The following is a 15936-nucleotide window of genomic DNA, read 5'->3' as shown; positions in this document are numbered from 1 at the left end:
TAATCAGACTGACGAGGTTCTGACGAGGACCGACGATTAAGGTGGCGACCTTCGCTTTTGGAGGCTGTCCATGACCGTTAAATTCCTCGTTGCAAGCCTGATGATCGGCCTCAGTGGTGCCGCTGTCGCCAGCCCTGAGCTGCCGCGTCACGCCGACCTCGACCTGAAAACTGCACGCCTTCTCGCCGACACGGCAATGGCCAATTGCACCGGCACGGTGTCGGTGCTCGATCGGGGCGGCAATCTGCTAGTGACCCTGCGCGGCGATGGCGTAGGCCCGCACAACACCGCTGCCAGCCAGCGCAAGGCTTACACCGCGCTGTCGACGAAAACCGCGACCCGATTGTTCGCCGAACGCGCTCGCAGCAACCCGGAAACCGCCAACCTCAACACCCTCGATGAATTGCTGCTGCTTGGCGGCGGTATCCCGCTGTTCCTCGGCACTGAACTGGTGGGCGCGATGGGCGTGGCCGGTTCCGGCGGCGGTGAGCAAGACGAAAACTGTGCGATCAAGGCTGCCGAGAAAACCGGTCTGGCCATAACCCGTTCCCAATAAGGAGTTTCATTCATGACGACTATGCGCATGACCCTCGCCGCGTTCGGCCTGGGCGCTTTCTCAAGTCTGGCCCTCGCCGCCGGCAATCCGTTGAGCGTGCACGTGCTCAACCTGGAAAACGGCCTGCCGTCGCCGGGCATCGACGTGACGCTGGAGAAACACGTTGGCCAGAACTGGCAGCCGTTGGCGCAGGGCACGACCAATGAACAAGGGCGGATTGCTGAACTGTTCCCGGCCAAACAGCCTTTTGAAGCGGGTGAATACCGCGTGGTGTTCAAGACCGGCGAGTACTTCAAGAAGATCAAGCACGATACGTTCTTCCCGGAAATCCCGGTGATTTTTGAAGTGAAGCAGACCGATCAGCACTACCACATCCCGCTGCTGCTCAGCCCGTACGGTTTCTCGACCTATCGCGGTTCCTGAGCCCTATACAAATCCCCCTGTAGGAGTGAGCCTGCTCGCGATAGCAATCTGTCAGTTGATCAATCTGTGACTGACAGACCGCTATCGCGAGCAGGCTCACTCCTACAATGGTTCGGCGTTGGATCCTAGATCGTGGCGAGGGCGCGCAATCGTGCGGCGTCGAGGATTTCGATCTCGCCATACCCGAGCCCGATAATCCCCTGCCCCTGCAAATCCTTGAGGATCTGGTTGGTGGTCTGCCGCGACAGCGACAGCATCGATGCCAACTGCTCCTGAGGCAATTGCAGCACGCGGCGTGGCGCGTCGAGTTCGCCGTAACCTTCGGCAATCATCAGCAAGCGATGGGCCAAACGCGCCGGGGCTGGCAGCAGGCTAAGTTGTTCGAGGTTGATGAAGGCCAGGCGCAGTTTGTGGCTCATCAGCAGCGCCAGGTGTCGCCAGTACACCGGCTGCTCATCGAGCAGTTTCAGCAGCACCGCCTGCGGGATATTCAGCAACGTGCACGGCCCGACCGCATAGGCGTCATGGGTGCGCGGCTGGCCATCGAACAGGCAGATTTCACCAAACCAGTGCGGCGCTTCCACCAGACTCAGCAACGCTTCCTTACCCTGCTCACTCACCGCACCGATGCGCACCGCGCCGTCGAGTACTGCGTATAAGCCGCACGGCGCATCACCACGCTGAAACAAGCGCTGCCCCGCCGTCAGCCGCCGCTCCCGGGCCACCGCGAGCAGACTATCCTGAAAGGACACCGGTAGATGACTGAACCATTGGCCACTCATCAATCGCGAACGCATTTGCATAAACACTCCTGGATTGTCGCCTGCCTGACAGAGCGAACCCTGATCCCGAGGGATGATGCGATCAACCCTACCGGAGGAACAACAATGAAAAGCCTCGTCGACCACCTCAGTCAATACGCCGCCTACCACCGCGATCCGCGCAACATCGCCAGCCACTTTATCGGCATTCCGCTGATTGTGGTGGCCGTGGCAGTGTTGTTGTCGCGCCCGGAATGGTCGCTGGGCGGGTTGTGGATATCGCCAGCGGTTGTGTTGGCGCTGGCCTCGGCGTGGTTTTACCTGCGTCTGGAATTGAAGCTCGGGGTATTGATGACGGTGCTGATGGGCCTGTCGGTCTGGGCCGGGCATGTATTGGCGCAGCAGAGCACCATGGTCTGGTTGAGCAGCGGCCTGGCGATGTTTGTCGTTGGCTGGGTGATCCAGTTTGTCGGGCATCACTATGAAGGGCGCAAACCGGCGTTTGTCGACGATGTCAGCGGGCTGATTGTCGGGCCGTTGTTTGTGGTGGCCGAGTTGGCGTTCATGCTGGGGATGCGCCATGAGTTGAAAGAGCAGATCGAGGCGCGGGCGGGGGTTGTGCGGGTCAATCCGAATCGTGCGGCTATCTAAATCGCATTCGCGAGCAGGCTCGCTCCCACAGGGATTTTGGTTGTTCACACATTTTGTGTTCAACACTCATCCACTGTGGGAGCGAGCCTGCTCGCGAAGCTTTTGATCTTAGAGGCTGGCGACTTTCTGCCAGACCTTGGGTTTGAAGAACAGGGTTTCACCCTTGGCCAAGCCGATCAGGCTGTCGTGGTCTTTCACCACTTCGGCCTCGATCAGATCAGTCTGCCCTTCTACCTTCAACGTCACCCGCGTGGTCGCGCCCAACGGCCGGATATCACGCACCTCAGCAGCATGGTGATCTTCCAGCTCATGCTTGGACAACGACACTTCATGCGGGCGGAACAGCACGTGGTTGTCATCGCTCAACAGCAAGCGGTTCGAATCGCCGAGGAAGTGATAAACGAAATCGCTGGCCGGGTTTTCGTAGACGTCGCCCGGTGAGCCGATCTGCTCGATCACACCCTTGTTCATCACCACGATACGGTCGGCGACTTCCATCGCCTCTTCCTGGTCGTGGGTCACGAACACCGAGGTCAGGTTGATATCTTCGTGCAAGCGCGCCAGCCAGCGGCGCAGCTCTTTACGTACCTTGGCATCGAGGGCGCCGAACGGTTCGTCGAGCAGCAGTACTTTCGGCTCGACCGCCAAGGCACGGGCCAAAGCGATGCGCTGACGCTGACCACCGGACAACTGCTCCGGATAACGATCCGACAGCCAATCCAGCTGCACCATGTTCAGCAGTTCGTGAACCTTGGTCGCGATCTGGCTTTCGCTCGGGCGCTGGTTTTTCGGTTTCATGCGCAGGCCGAAGGCGACGTTGTCGAACACGGTCATGTGGCGGAACAAGGCGTAGTGCTGGAACACGAAACCGACGTTGCGATCACGCACGTCGTGGCCGGAAACGTCTTCACCGTGGAAAACGATATTGCCGTTATCCGGGGTTTCCAGACCGGCGATGATCCGCAATAGCGTGGTCTTGCCGCAGCCCGACGGGCCGAGCAGCGCGACCAGTTCACCGCTGTGGATGTCCAGGCTGATGTTGTCCAGCGCCTTGAAGGCATTGAAATTCTTGCTGACGTTACGCACTTCGATCGACATGAATTATTCCTCCGCGGCGCTGGCGCGCAGGCGGTTGATACGGTTTTCGCTCCACTGCTTGAGCAGCAGGATGAAGAGCGCCAGGATCAGCAACAGGCTCGCCACAGCGAACGCGGCCACGTGGTTGTATTCGTTGTAGAGGATCTCGACGTGCAGCGGCAGGGTATTGGTCACCCCGCGAATGTGCCCGGACACCACCGACACCGCACCGAATTCACCCATGGCCCGCGCGGTACACAACACCACGCCATAGATCAGGCCCCACTTGATGTTCGGCACGGTGACATGCCAGAACATCTGCCAGCCATTGGCGCCGAGCAGGCGCGCGGCTTCCTCTTCCTGCGTGCCTTGTTCCTGCATCAGCGGGATCAGCTCACGAGCCACGAACGGCACGGTGACGAAGATCGTCGCCAGCACGATGCCCGGCAAGGCGAAGACGATCTGGATGTCGTGATCCTGCAGCCAAGGTCCGAACAGGCCCTGCGCACCGAACATCAGCACGTAGACCAGACCGGCGATCACCGGCGATACCGAGAACGGCAAGTCAATCAGGGTCACCAGCATGCTCTTGCCGCGGAACGAGTATTTGCTCACGCACCACGCAGCGCTGACGCCGAACACCAGGTTCAACGGCACAGAAATCAACACGGCGAATACGGTGAGTTTCAGTGCCGACAGTGCATCCGGTTCAAAGATCGCGGTGAAGAACGCACCGAGGCCATTTTTCAAGCCCTGCGATACCACGATGAACAACGGCAGCAGCAGAAACAGGAAAAAAACCAGCCAGCCAAGGCCGATCAGGATTCTGCGCGAAGTGGCACTGCCACGGCGTGCAGCGTTGGCCGAAGAGGCGGCCGCAATAGACGATTGGGACATGTTCGCGCCTCCTTATGGGGTTTCGATGCGCCGCTGCAGCAAGTTGATCAGCAGCAACAGGACGAAGGAAACCACCAGCATCAGCACGCCGATGGCAGTGGCGCCGGTGTAATCGTATTGGTCGAGTTTGACCATGATCAGCAGCGGCAGGATCTCGGTTTTCATCGGCATGTTGCCGGCAATGAATATCACCGAACCGTACTCGCCGACACCACGCGCAAACGCCAGGGCAAAACCGGTGAGCCAGGCAGGCAGCAGCGCAGGTACGAGGATGTGGCGGAACACCTGCAACGGTTTCGCGCCGAGGCACGCGGCAGCTTCTTCGACCTCACGGGGAATGTCGGCCAGCACCGGCTGCACCGTGCGCACCACGAACGGCAGGGTGACGAAGGTCAGCGCCAGAGTGATACCGAGCGGGGTGTAGGCGATTTTGAGACCGAGGTCGGCAGCGAACTGGCCGACCAGTCCAGCCGGCGCATACAACGCAGTCAGCGCAATACCGGCCACCGCTGTCGGCAGGGCGAACGGCAGATCGATCATCGCGTCGATCACCTTGCGCCCCGGGAAGGTGTAGCGCACCAGCACCCAGGCCAGCAACGTGCCGATGATGCCGTTGATGATCGCAGCGCACAGCGCGGTGCCGAAGCTCAGCTTCAAGGCCGCAAGCACCCGCGGTGCGGAGATGATCGCCCAGAACTGATCCCAGGTGAGTTGGGCGGCGTGGACGAACATCGCCGCCAGCGGGATAAGCACAATCAGGCTGAGGTACACCAAGGTGTAGCCCAGCGTCAGCCCGAAGCCGGGTATGACGGGGGAGATACGACGCGACATAAAAGTCCTTGGTTAAAAACGCATCAATGTGGGAGCGAGCCTGCTCGCGAAGAGGAAGTATCAGTCAACATCCCTGTCGCCTGAAATACCGCCTTCGCGAGCAAGCTCGCTCCCACATGTGGTGTGCCTAAACAGTAGGCTCGTTGTGGGTCAGATTACTGCGCCTGATAAATCTGGTCGAACACGCCACCGTCGTTGAAGAATTTCGGTTGCGCGGTTTTCCAGCCGCCGAAGTCCTTGTCGATGGTCACCAGGTCCAGTTTCGGGAACTGCTGGGCGTACTTCGCGGCCACGTCCTTGTCACGCGGACGGTAGAAGTTCTTCGCGGCGATCTCCTGACCGGCCGGGCTGTACAGGTGCTTCAGATAGGCTTCGGCGATCTGCTCGTTGCCCTTCTTCTCGGCGTTCTTGTCGACCACCGCCACTGGTGGCTCGGCGAGGATCGACAGCGACGGCACGACGATGTCGAACTTGTCGGCGCCGCCATCTTCTTTCAGCGCCAGGAACGCTTCGTTTTCCCAGGCCAGCAACACGTCGCCCTGCCCGTTGTTGACGAAGGTAATGGTCGAACCGCGTGCACCGGTGTCGAGAATCGGCACGTGCTTGAACAGGGTCTGTACGTATTCTTTGGCTTTGGCTTCGTCACCGCCGTTGGCTTTCAGGCCGTAGGCCCAGGCGGCGAGGAAGTTCCAGCGCGCGCCACCGGAGGTCTTCGGGTTCGGCGTGATCACCGAGACGTCGTTCTTGACCAGATCGCCCCAGTCCTTGATGCCTTTCGGGTTGCCCTTGCGCACCAGGAAGACGATGGTCGAGGTGTACGGCGTGCTCGCTTCCGGCAGACGCTTCTGCCAGTCGGCCGGCAGGGTCTTGCCGAGTTTGGCGATTTCGTCGATGTCGCCAGCCAGGGCCAGGGTCACCACGTCAGCGCGCAGACCGTCGATCACCGCACGGCCCTGCTTGCCCGAACCACCGTGGGATTGCTGGATTTTAACGGTGTCGCCAGCGTGATCTTTCTGCCAGAACTTGATGAATTCAGCGTTGTAGTCCTGATACAGCTCGCGCGTCGGGTCATACGACACGTTGAGCAGCTCGTAATCCTTGGCAACGGCAGAACCGGCAAACACAGCGCTGGCCAGGGCGGCCAAAGCGTAACGGCGAATCGACGACATGGTGAAAGCTCCTGGAATTCTTGGTGGTGGCTTTTTCTTATGAATATCTGGAATCGGGTGTGCCGGCTAAAGATCGCAGCCTTCGGCAGCTCCTGCACACAGCCCCCTGTAGGAGCTGCCGCAGGCTGCGATCTTTTGATCTTCAACTCAGCCCGGTTGTTTGCCCGGTTGCTGCAAACGGAATTTCTCTTTGCGTTCGATCTGCACGACTTGCGCGTTATGCACAGTGATCTCCACCGCGCCGAAACGCAGATCGCGCAGGGCGCTCTGGATTTCACGCAAGATGGCGCTTTCGTCCTGACCGTCAACGCTGCGAAGGGATGCGCTCATGGTGCTGCTCCTTTGAATGGGATTTGCCTGGCAGTGGGCGGCACTGCGTTCGGCGTAGGAGCAATATAAGAGAGGCGCGGATATTCTTAAAAAGACTATTTAAGAATGTTTATATAACTGAAAAACATTATGTGACGGGGCAAGGGTTTGCAGCCTGTTGAAGCAAAAGATCGCAGCCTTCGGCCCCTCCTACAGGGATCGGTGTAGGAGCTGCCGCAGGCTGCGATCTTTTGATCTTTTAACCAATCACCGGAGTTCTCGCCCAATCAATCTCCTGCTCCGGAACCGGCCGCCCAAACCAATACCCCTGCCCCAGATCGCATTCCTGCTCAAGCAGAAACGCCGCCTGCTCAACCTGTTCGATACCCTCGGCGTGCACCTGCATGCCCATGCTCCGGGCCAACGCGATAATCACCCGAACAATCGCCGCGTCGTCCTCATCCCACGGCAACCCGGCGACGAAACCCTGATCGATCTTCAGTTTCTGCACCGGCAAGCGCTTGAGTCGCAACAGCGATGAATACCCGGTACCAAAATCATCGATGGCCAGACGAATACCCAACTCACGCAAACGGTGCATCTGCTCCAGCGCCACTTCCGGATCATCCATCACCGCACTTTCAGTCACCTCCAGCTCCAGATACGCCGGATCCAGCCCGGTGTCGTGCAGCACCTGCGCAACCTGTTGGTACAACTCACGACGAGCGAACAATCGTGACGAAACATTCACCGCGACAAACGACAGCACCAGCCCGGCCTGCTGCCACTGGCACATTTGTCGACACGCCTGCTGCATGACCCAAGCGTCGATCTCGGCGATCAACCCGGTGCGTTCAGCGATCGGAATGAACTCCGCCGGAGACACCAGACCACGCACCGGATGCTGCCAGCGCACCAACGCTTCGACGCCAATCAGGCGACTGGTTTTCAAGTCATGCACGGGTTGGTAGTAAACCCGCAGTTCCTGCTGCTCCAGCGCGCGGCGCAGCTCGAATGCGATCTCCACACGTTGCTGGGCGTGGGCGGTAAGTTCTTCGGTATACAAGGCATAACCGTTACGGCCGCTGCTCTTGGCCTTGAACAGCGCCGCATCGGCATTGCGCAACAGTTGCTCGGCGCTTAGCGCATCGCTGGGGAACAGGCTGATGCCGAGGCTGGCGTTGATGAACAACTGATTGCCATCAATGCTGAACGGCTCCTTCAGCGCATCGAGAATCCGTTGCGCCAGCGCCGCCGCCTGCACCGGCTGTGGACAACTTTCCGCCAGTACCGCGAACTCATCGCCGCCGAGCCGCGCCAGGGAAATGCCGGGGCCGAACAGCGCTTGCAAACGCGCCGCCACGGCCTTGAGCAAGCGATCGCCGACGTTATGGCCGAGGCTGTCGTTGATCATCTTGAAGTGATCGAGATCGAGCATCAGCAATGCACAGCCGCGCTTGTGGTTTTGCGCCGAGGCCAGCGCCTGCTCGGCGCGATCGCTGAACAGCAGACGATTGGGCAGATCGGTCAGCGGATCGTGGTGTGCGAGGTGTTTGAGTTCATGCTCGGAATCCTTGATCGCGCTGATGTCGGAAAACACCGCGACGTAATGGCTGAGCCGGCCCTGATCATCGTGAATGACCCGGATGGTCTGCCACTGTGGATAAATCTCGCCGCTTTTGCGCCGGTTCCAGATCTCGCCGCTCCATTCGCCCTGCGACTCAAGGGTAGCGAACATCGCCTGATAGAACCCTGGCGGATGGTGGCCGGATTTGAACAGACTCGGCTGTTGCCCAATGACTTCTTCACGCTGATAACCGGTAATCTCGATGAACGCGCGATTGACGTGCACGATCAGCCCTTGATGGTTGGTCACCAACACCCCTTCGCGGGTGCAATCGAAGACCGCCGCGGCCTGACGCAGGCGTTCGCGATCAGCGTGGCGCTCGCGCAAACGCGCGCCAATCCCGAGAAACTCACACAAGCGCGCCCGCGCCAGAAAAATCAGCCCGGCGCTGAGCGCCGCAAAGACGTAACCGTTGATCAGTTGCCATCGGGCAAGATCGACGGAGTTATCGAAGAAATTGTTTAATAAATGATCAGTACCTTGCAGCCAGACAGCGGCAAGCACGAGATAGAGCAGCGCTGCACGCAATGCATCGCGGTAAGTGGCAGGCATTCGGCTGTCCATGTCCCTACAAAAAGGTTGGAATTATAGGTCAAGAAACATCCAGCGACTCTTATCTGAAAGGGCGACTGGTTTTATCTGTGTGCTTGGTGATAATGCAACGGCTGTTTTTATCTTTATCGAGGGCCCTATAGCCTATGTGGTACGAAGGTTTTCTTGGCTTGTCGGCCTGGTCTCTGGTCGCAGTCACCCTGCTGATGACCCACGTGACGATTGTTGCCGTCACGGTCTATCTGCACCGCTACTCGGCCCATCGCTCGCTGGAGCTGAATGCCGGTCTGAAGCACTTTTTCCGTTTCTGGCTGTGGCTGACCACGGCGCAGAACACCCGCGAGTGGACCGCCATCCACCGTAAACACCACGCCAAATGCGAAACCGAAGACGACCCGCACAGCCCGGTCATCAAAGGTCTTTCCACTGTGCTGCGTACCGGTGCCGAGCTGTACCGCGCCGAAGCGCAGAATCCGGAAACCCTGCGCATCTACGGCAAGAACTGCCCCGAAGACTGGATCGAACGCAACGTCTACAGCCGCTACCCGCTGCTGGGCGTGGCGATCATGGGCGTTATCGATCTGCTGTTGTTTGGCACCATCGGCATCACCATTTGGGCGATCCAGATGATGTGGATCCCGGTGTGGGCTGCCGGCGTGATCAACGGTCTGGGCCATGCCGTTGGCTATCGCAACTTCGAATGCCGCGACGCGGCAACCAATCTGGTGCCTTGGGGCATCCTGATCGGCGGCGAAGAACTGCACAACAACCATCACACCTACCCTAACTCGGCCAAGCTGTCGGTAAAAAAGTGGGAATTCGACCTCGGTTGGGCGTGGATCAAAGTCTTCAGCTTCCTGCGTCTGGCCAAGGTTCAGCGTGTAGCGCCGATCGCCCACCGTGTCGAAGGCAAGGGCAATCTGGACATGGACACCGCCATGGCCATCCTCAACAACCGCTTTCAGATCATGGCCCAGTACCGCAAATTGGTGATCGGCCCGCTGGTCAAGCAAGAGCTGGCCAAGGTCGATCATTCAGTGCGTCATCAGTTCCACCGCGCCAAACGTCTGCTGTCGCGGGAAACCAGCCTGCTGGAAGACCGGCATCACTTGCGTATCCAGACCATGCTCGAGCACAGTCAGGCGTTGAAGGTAATTTACGAAAAACGCCTGGCCCTGCAGCAGATCTGGGTCAAGACCAGCGCAAATGGCCACGACATGCTCGCTGCCATCAAAGAGTGGATTCACGAGGCAGAAGCCAGTGGTATCCAGTCCCTGCGTGAATTCGCTGACCAGCTGAAAACCTACTCGCTGCGCCCTGCGGCGGTCTGAGACCGTTGATCGGTGCACCCGGCTCCCGGGTGCACCCTTCGGAACTTCGCTAAAAATCGCCTATCTCAAAGACACTTCGCCATCCCGGCGGGCTGTACTGTGGCCGTTGTCGAATTGCGGCACGTCCTTTGAGATCTGTGCCGATGGTCAACAACAATCAAAAAGACTCATCCCTCCCGCAGTGGCCCGAGGCCGCGCAAACCCTCATGGCGTTGATGCACGCCCAAGGCGAGGTCGCCCGTTTGAGCGAACGCGAGCAGCTGTTCAGCTCCTTGCTGGTCAGCGTCAACGCCGTGCTCTGGGCTTTCAATTGGGAAACCCGTCAGGTGCTGTACGTCAGCCCCGCCTACGAACGGATTTTCGGTCGCTCCGCCGGCCTCCTGCTCGCCGACTACAACCAATGGCGCGACAGCATCTACCCCGACGACCTGGAATACGCCGAACGCAGCCTCGCCGAAGTCCTGCACAAAGGCGCGGTGGAGGATCGCGAATACCGCATCATCGCCGCCGACGGTCAGGTGCGCTGGCTCAGCGATAAGTGCTTCATCAACCGTCAGGACGAGCCGGGGCAACCGGTGATCATCGTCGGCATCGCCGAGGACATCACTGACAAAAAGCAGATGGAAACCGAGCTGCATCGCTTGGCGACCACCGACGTGCTGACGCAAAGCAGCAACCGCCGCCACTTCTTCGAGTGCGCCAACCGCGAGTTCGAAGAGGCGCGTGCGCAGGGTTCGCCCATGGCGTTTTTGCTGCTCGATATCGATGACTTCAAAGTGATCAACGACAGTTACGGCCACCCCGAAGGCGACAACGTGTTGCAGCGGATCGCCGAGTGCGGGCGCGGCTCGTTACGTCGCGGTGATCTGTTCGGGCGGATTGGCGGGGAAGAGTTTGCGGCGGTGTTTCCGGGTTGCGCACCGGACATGGCCATGCAAGTGGCTGAACGGCTGCAGCAGGAGATTCAGCGCTTGAGTTTCAGCCATGACGGGCAGACATTTGGCATCACCGTCAGCCAGGGTCTGACCAATCTGACCGATGGCGATGAAAACCTCGACAGCCTGTTCGCCCGAGCAGATGCGGCGATGTATGAGGCCAAGCGACAGGGCAAGAACCGCATCATTTCTGCCTGAGCCCTATTTCAACCACACAGAGATCAATTGTAGGAGTGAGCCTGCTCGCGATAGCGGAGTGTCAAACGAACAATTCTTGTATGACACTCCGCTATCGCGAGCAGGCTCACTCCTACATTGGAAATGTGTACGTCGTTTATTTGCGCATCCGCATCAACTCCGGCAAACCGATCTTGAGCAACCGCGCCGTGCGGCTCTTCGCCAGTTCCTCAACGCCTTCATGCTCGGTCAGATGCGCCATCTGCGCCGCCATGTTCATGACCAGCGCCTCGCGGGAATACACCCCTCCGCCGAGTTGGTAGACCGACGCAATCAGCTCACGCAATTCCAGCGGCAATCGCCAGCGAGTACGCAGGGCCGAACCATACGCCGCGCCAAACTCGGCCAACGCCTCGCCAACTTCCTCCAGCTCATCCAGCTCACCACCCGCCTGCTGCCATTCCTGCAGACAACGCAGCAACGCCAGATCACCCAAGCGATGCAGCATGCCCGCGCAGTAACAGCGCTCCTGATCGAGATCGAGCAGCCGCGCGAGGGTTCGCGCATATTCAGCGGTGTGCAGCGACAGCCCCCAGTAACGCTCGGCATAGTCCGCCAGGCACGGATCACTGAGCTTGGCGCTGCGCTTGAGCGCCAGCCCCAGAATCAGGTTCATGCTCTGTCCGGTGCCCAAGCGATGCAGGGCTTGCGCCAATGTTTGCACCGGCGCGCCATGGTGCTGCGCCGCGCTGTTGGCCGCAGCGATCAACACGGCAGTGATTTGTGGATCGGTTTTGATCTCGTCTTCCAGCAGCTTCAAATCCAGACCGTTGGGATTGAGACTGCGTTTGACCGCCACTTGCACATCGGTCATCAACGGTGCGCCGTCGGCTTGCTCGCGGCGGCGCTCGAGAAACACCGACAAGGTCATGCCCGGCGCCAATGCCGGCACTTCACAGAACACCTCTTCACCGGCATTCAGCAACAAGCCCTGTAGACGCTCAGTCAGGTTTTCCATGTTCAGTGGTTTGGTCAGATACGCCGTCGGCGCCAACGGAATCGCTTCGCGCACACTGGCGCTGTCGTTGCGGCTGCTCATCAGAATGAACGGCAGCGGCGGATTGCGTTTGCGCTGACGCACGCTGCGCAGCACATTCAAACCATCGACGCCGGGCAACTCCCAATCGACGATAGCGAGGTCATACGGCACCTCACTGAGCATCGACATGGCTTGCTGGCCATCGGCACACAGATCCAGTCGCGCATCGCAACGCACGTTCAGCAACACTTGTTTGAGCAGATCGCGAGACCACGGATCAGCCTCGGCAATCAGCACTCGGGGTACGGCGGGTAAATCAACGGCAGTCATGCGCGCTCTCCCTTGCAATGCCTGAACCTTAGCCAATGCTGGCCATTCGATACAGCGCTAAAGCCTCCGATGTGTTTCAAGGGGCGTAAAAAAACCCGCCGAAGCGGGTTTTTTGTCGATCAAGTCACACGGGGTGATCAGAGCTCGGAGAAGCACTCTTCGATGATCGCCAGACCTTTGTCCAGTTGCTCGTCCGGCGAGGTCAGCGGTACGAGGACGCGCAGAACGTTGCCGTAAGTGCCGCAGGACAGCAGGATCAGACCCTTGTCACGCGCCTTGGCCACAACCGACGCTACAGCAGCAGCGTTCGGCTTGTGGCTGTCGCCGTTTTCGAACAGCTCAACCGCGATCATCGCGCCCAGGGCACGGACTTCGCCGATCACCGGGTACTTGGCCTGGATAGCTTTCAGGCCAGTGACCAGACGCTCGCCAACAGCCTTGCAGCGGTCCAGCAGTTGCTCTTCTTCGAACACTTCCATCACCGCCAGTGCAGCGGCGCAAGCAATCGGGCTACCGGCGTAGGTGCCGCCCAGACCGCCTGGCGCGATGGCGTCCATGTATTCGGCCTTGCCGCAAACACCGGCCAGCGGGAAGCCGCCAGCGATGGATTTGGCGAAGGTGGTCAGGTCGGCAGCAACGCCCATCTGTTCCATGGCGAAGAAAGTGCCGGTACGGCCAGCGCCGGTCTGTACTTCGTCAGCGATCAGCAGGATGCCGTGTTGGTCGCACAGGGCACGCAGACGCTTCATGAATTCCTTCGGCGCAACGTAGAAACCACCTTCACCCTGAACCGGCTCGATGATGATTGCGGCGATGTCTTTCGGCTCGGCGTCGTTCTTGAAGATGCGTTCGATCGAAGCGATCGAATCGTCGATGCTCACGCCGTGCAGTTCGTTCGGGTACAGCGCGCGGAAGATGCCGCCTGGCATCAGGCCCATGCCGGCCGAGTACGGCACGACTTTACCGGTCAGACCCAGGGTCATCATGGTGCGACCGTGGTAGGCGCCGGTGAAGGCGATCACGCCAGCGCGGCCGGTGGCGGCACGGGCGATCTTCACGGCGTTTTCCACGGCTTCGGAACCGGTGGTGACCAGCAGGGTTTTCTTGGCGAAATCACCTGGCACCTTGGCGTTGATTTTTTCACACAGCTCAACGTACGGCTCGTAAGCCAGTACCTGGAAGCAGGTGTGGGTCAGCTTGTTCAGCTGTTCGGTCACGGCGGCGATGATTTTCGGGTGCACGTGGCCGGTGTTCAGTACAGCGATGCCGCCGGCGAAGTCGATGAACTCACGACCTTCAACGTCAGTCACGGTAGCGTTCTTTGCCGATTCAGCGAAGATCGGGTGAATCTGGCCAACACCACGTGGAACAGCTGCGGTACGACGGGCCATCAGTTCAGCGTTAGTCTTGCTCATTACAGTCCTCATTCGCCGCTCATCGGGCGGCGTGGTTCAAGGATTAAGCGGGAGAAATCGACGGTGGCAGCATGCGATGATCGACTGCCACGGCGTTCCTGGCCGCAGAGAAAATTCCGGTTTGAAACCACGCAAAGGGACAGCGCTCTCGTGCCCTTTGCGTTTGCAGCGAACCCTTTCCCGGCTTAGATGCCCAGGCAGAGGTATTTGATTTCCAGGTAATCTTCGATGCCGTACTTGGAGCCTTCACGGCCCAGGCCCGAGGCCTTGATGCCGCCGAACGGCGCGACTTCGTTGGAGATCAGCCCGGTGTTGACGCCAACCATGCCGTATTCCAGCGCTTCCGCGACACGGAACACACGACCGAGGTCGCGAGCATAGAAGTACGAAGCCAGACCGAACTCGGTGTCGTTGGACATCGCGATCACTTCGGCTTCGTCTTTGAAACGGAACAGCGGCGCCAGTGGACCGAAAGTTTCTTCCTTGGCCACGGCGGCATTTTTCGGCACGTTGGTGAGGATGGTCGGCTCGAAGAAGTTGCCTTCCATCGCCTTACCACCTGCCAGCACGGTTGCGCCTTTGGCCACAGCGTCAGCGATGTGCTCCTGCACCTTGGCCACGGCTTTTTCGTCGATCAGCGGGCCAGTGGTGGTGCCGTCTTCCAGACCGTTGCCGATCTTCAGTTTGGCCACGGCTACTTTCAGCTTCTCGGCGAACGCGTCGTAGACCGAATCCTGAATGTACAGACGGTTGGCGCAGACGCAGGTCTGGCCGTTGTTGCGGTACTTGGAAATGATCGCGCCTTCGACGGCCTTATCCAGGTCCGCGTCGTCGAACACGATGAACGGCGCGTTGCCGCCCAGTTCCAGCGAAACTTTCTTGATGTCCTTGGCGCATTCAGCCATCAGCTGACGACCGATTTCGGTCGAACCGGTGAAGGACAGCTTGCGCACGATCGGGTTGCTGGTCAGCTCGCTGCCGATGTCGCCGGCGCTGCCGGACACCACGCTGAACACGCCGGCAGGAATGCCCGCACGCTGAGCCAGTTCGGCCAGTGCGAAAGCGGAGAATGGTGTTTGCGAAGCCGGCTTGAGCACCATGGTGCAACCGGCAGCCAGTGCTGGACCGGCCTTGCGGGTGATCATCGCCGCCGGGAAGTTCCACGGGGTAATTGCCGCGGTCACGCCGATTGGCTGCTTGATCACGATCAAGCGCTTGTCTGGCTGGTGGCCCGGAATCACATCACCGTAGATGCGCTTGGCCTCCTCGGCGAACCACTCGATGAACGAAGCGGCGTAAACGAGTTCGCCCTTGGCTTCGGCCAGCGGCTTGCCCTGCTCAAGGGTCATCAGGCGCGCGAGGTCGTCCTGGTTCTCGATCATCAGTTCGAACCAGCGGCGCAGCTTGCCGGCGCGCTCTTTGGCGGTCAGTGCACGCCAGGCCGGCAGCGCTTTGTCAGCGGCTTCAATGGCACGGCGGGTTTCGGCGGCGCCCATTTTTGGCACGGTACCGAGGATTTCGCCGGTGGCCGGGTTATTGACCTTGATCGTCTGACCGTTGTCCGCATCGACCCAAGCGCCATCAATGAAGGCTTGCTGGCGGAACAACAGGGTGTCTTTAAGCTGCATGTCGGCTTTCCTTAACAGCACCGCGGCCTGCGCGGAGCAAATTATGATTGTAGAAAGGCGCCTCGCGAGGCTGCCGTCAGGGAAATCAGTGACCGGGTGTGGCGCATCGACAGTGCACGATTCGAAACACCGGCGCTTCAACGCCCAGTCAACGAGCGTTTGAAATCTCAAACGGATCGTAGGATCAAAGGGGGTAAAGGACAATAGGTCGTTCGAAAAAAAGAACAA

At 59.5% G+C, this 15936-nt stretch carries 15 protein-coding genes; 5 read left to right on the top strand and 10 right to left on the bottom strand.

Features of this window, described 5'->3' with window-relative positions; translation table 11 throughout:
- Positions 1-70 precede the first annotated feature (70 nt).
- Positions 71-556, top strand: a complete 486-nt coding sequence (locus AC5SEM_RS26995; protein ID WP_331693431.1) for a GlcG/HbpS family heme-binding protein — start codon at positions 71-73, stop codon at positions 554-556.
- Between the two features lie 12 nt (positions 557-568).
- Positions 569-979: a hydroxyisourate hydrolase gene (uraH, locus tag AC5SEM_RS26990; RefSeq protein ID WP_495471647.1), complete on the top strand. Its 411-nt coding sequence runs from the start codon at positions 569-571 to the stop codon at positions 977-979.
- Positions 980-1104: 125 nt separating this feature from the next.
- On the opposite strand, the gene AC5SEM_RS26985 is transcribed toward uraH, so the two are convergent.
- Positions 1105-1782 (bottom strand): Crp/Fnr family transcriptional regulator, encoded by a 678-nt coding sequence (locus tag AC5SEM_RS26985; RefSeq protein WP_495471646.1) that lies wholly within the window; start codon positions 1780-1782, stop codon positions 1105-1107.
- Positions 1783-1866: 84 nt separating this feature from the next.
- Between AC5SEM_RS26985 and AC5SEM_RS26980 the strand changes: the two genes are divergently transcribed.
- Positions 1867-2391: an Mpo1 family 2-hydroxy fatty acid dioxygenase gene (locus AC5SEM_RS26980; protein WP_495471645.1), complete on the top strand. Its 525-nt coding sequence runs from the start codon at positions 1867-1869 to the stop codon at positions 2389-2391.
- Between the two features lie 108 nt (positions 2392-2499).
- On the opposite strand, the gene AC5SEM_RS26975 is transcribed toward AC5SEM_RS26980, so the two are convergent.
- From AC5SEM_RS26975 to dibA, 6 genes are all read right to left on the bottom strand, one after another.
- A complete protein-coding gene (locus AC5SEM_RS26975; protein ID WP_007963490.1) occupies positions 2500-3489 on the bottom strand; it encodes a sulfate/molybdate ABC transporter ATP-binding protein in 990 nt (329 codons plus the stop codon).
- A 3-nt stretch (positions 3490-3492) separates the two neighbouring features.
- Positions 3493-4365: a sulfate ABC transporter permease subunit CysW gene (gene cysW, locus AC5SEM_RS26970; protein WP_038367233.1), complete on the bottom strand. Its 873-nt coding sequence runs from the start codon at positions 4363-4365 to the stop codon at positions 3493-3495.
- 12 nt (positions 4366-4377) lie between these two features.
- Positions 4378-5196 (bottom strand): sulfate ABC transporter permease subunit CysT, encoded by an 819-nt coding sequence (gene cysT, locus AC5SEM_RS26965; protein ID WP_495471644.1) that lies wholly within the window; start codon positions 5194-5196, stop codon positions 4378-4380.
- Between the two features lie 155 nt (positions 5197-5351).
- Positions 5352-6365: a sulfate ABC transporter substrate-binding protein gene (locus AC5SEM_RS26960; RefSeq protein WP_038367242.1), complete on the bottom strand. Its 1014-nt coding sequence runs from the start codon at positions 6363-6365 to the stop codon at positions 5352-5354.
- Between the two features lie 147 nt (positions 6366-6512).
- Positions 6513-6695, bottom strand: coding sequence for a sulfur starvation response protein OscA (gene oscA, locus AC5SEM_RS26955; protein ID WP_077570118.1), 183 nt, complete (start codon positions 6693-6695; stop codon positions 6513-6515).
- 238 nt (positions 6696-6933) lie between these two features.
- Positions 6934-8853 carry a phosphodiesterase DibA gene (dibA, locus tag AC5SEM_RS26950; protein WP_495471643.1) on the bottom strand — a complete coding sequence of 640 codons (1920 nt, stop codon included), beginning with the start codon at positions 8851-8853 and terminating at the stop codon, positions 6934-6936.
- 146 nt (positions 8854-8999) lie between these two features.
- Here dibA and desA point away from each other — a divergent pair, with 146 nt between their 5' ends.
- Positions 9000-10184, top strand: a complete 1185-nt coding sequence (gene desA, locus AC5SEM_RS26945; RefSeq protein ID WP_116029347.1) for a delta-9 fatty acid desaturase DesA — start codon at positions 9000-9002, stop codon at positions 10182-10184.
- Positions 10185-10327: 143 nt separating this feature from the next.
- Entirely contained in the window at positions 10328-11317 is a 990-nt protein-coding gene (locus AC5SEM_RS26940; protein ID WP_137219064.1) for a GGDEF domain-containing protein, read from the top strand.
- 136 nt (positions 11318-11453) lie between these two features.
- Here AC5SEM_RS26940 and AC5SEM_RS26935 read toward each other — a convergent pair whose 3' ends face one another.
- From AC5SEM_RS26935 to gabD, 3 genes are all read right to left on the bottom strand, one after another.
- Entirely contained in the window at positions 11454-12665 is a 1212-nt protein-coding gene (locus AC5SEM_RS26935) for a response regulator (RefSeq protein WP_077570109.1), read from the bottom strand.
- A 137-nt stretch (positions 12666-12802) separates the two neighbouring features.
- Positions 12803-14080 (bottom strand): 4-aminobutyrate--2-oxoglutarate transaminase, encoded by a 1278-nt coding sequence (gene gabT, locus AC5SEM_RS26930; protein ID WP_007917687.1) that lies wholly within the window; start codon positions 14078-14080, stop codon positions 12803-12805.
- Positions 14081-14265: 185 nt separating this feature from the next.
- A complete protein-coding gene (gabD, locus tag AC5SEM_RS26925; protein ID WP_495471642.1) occupies positions 14266-15708 on the bottom strand; it encodes an NADP-dependent succinate-semialdehyde dehydrogenase in 1443 nt (480 codons plus the stop codon).
- Positions 15709-15936 lie beyond the last annotated feature (228 nt).

This window comes from Pseudomonas sp. CH61 (assembly GCF_059429415.1).
The sequence above is the reverse complement of the archived record's forward strand: the minus strand, read 5'-3'. Positions and strand labels throughout refer to the sequence as shown.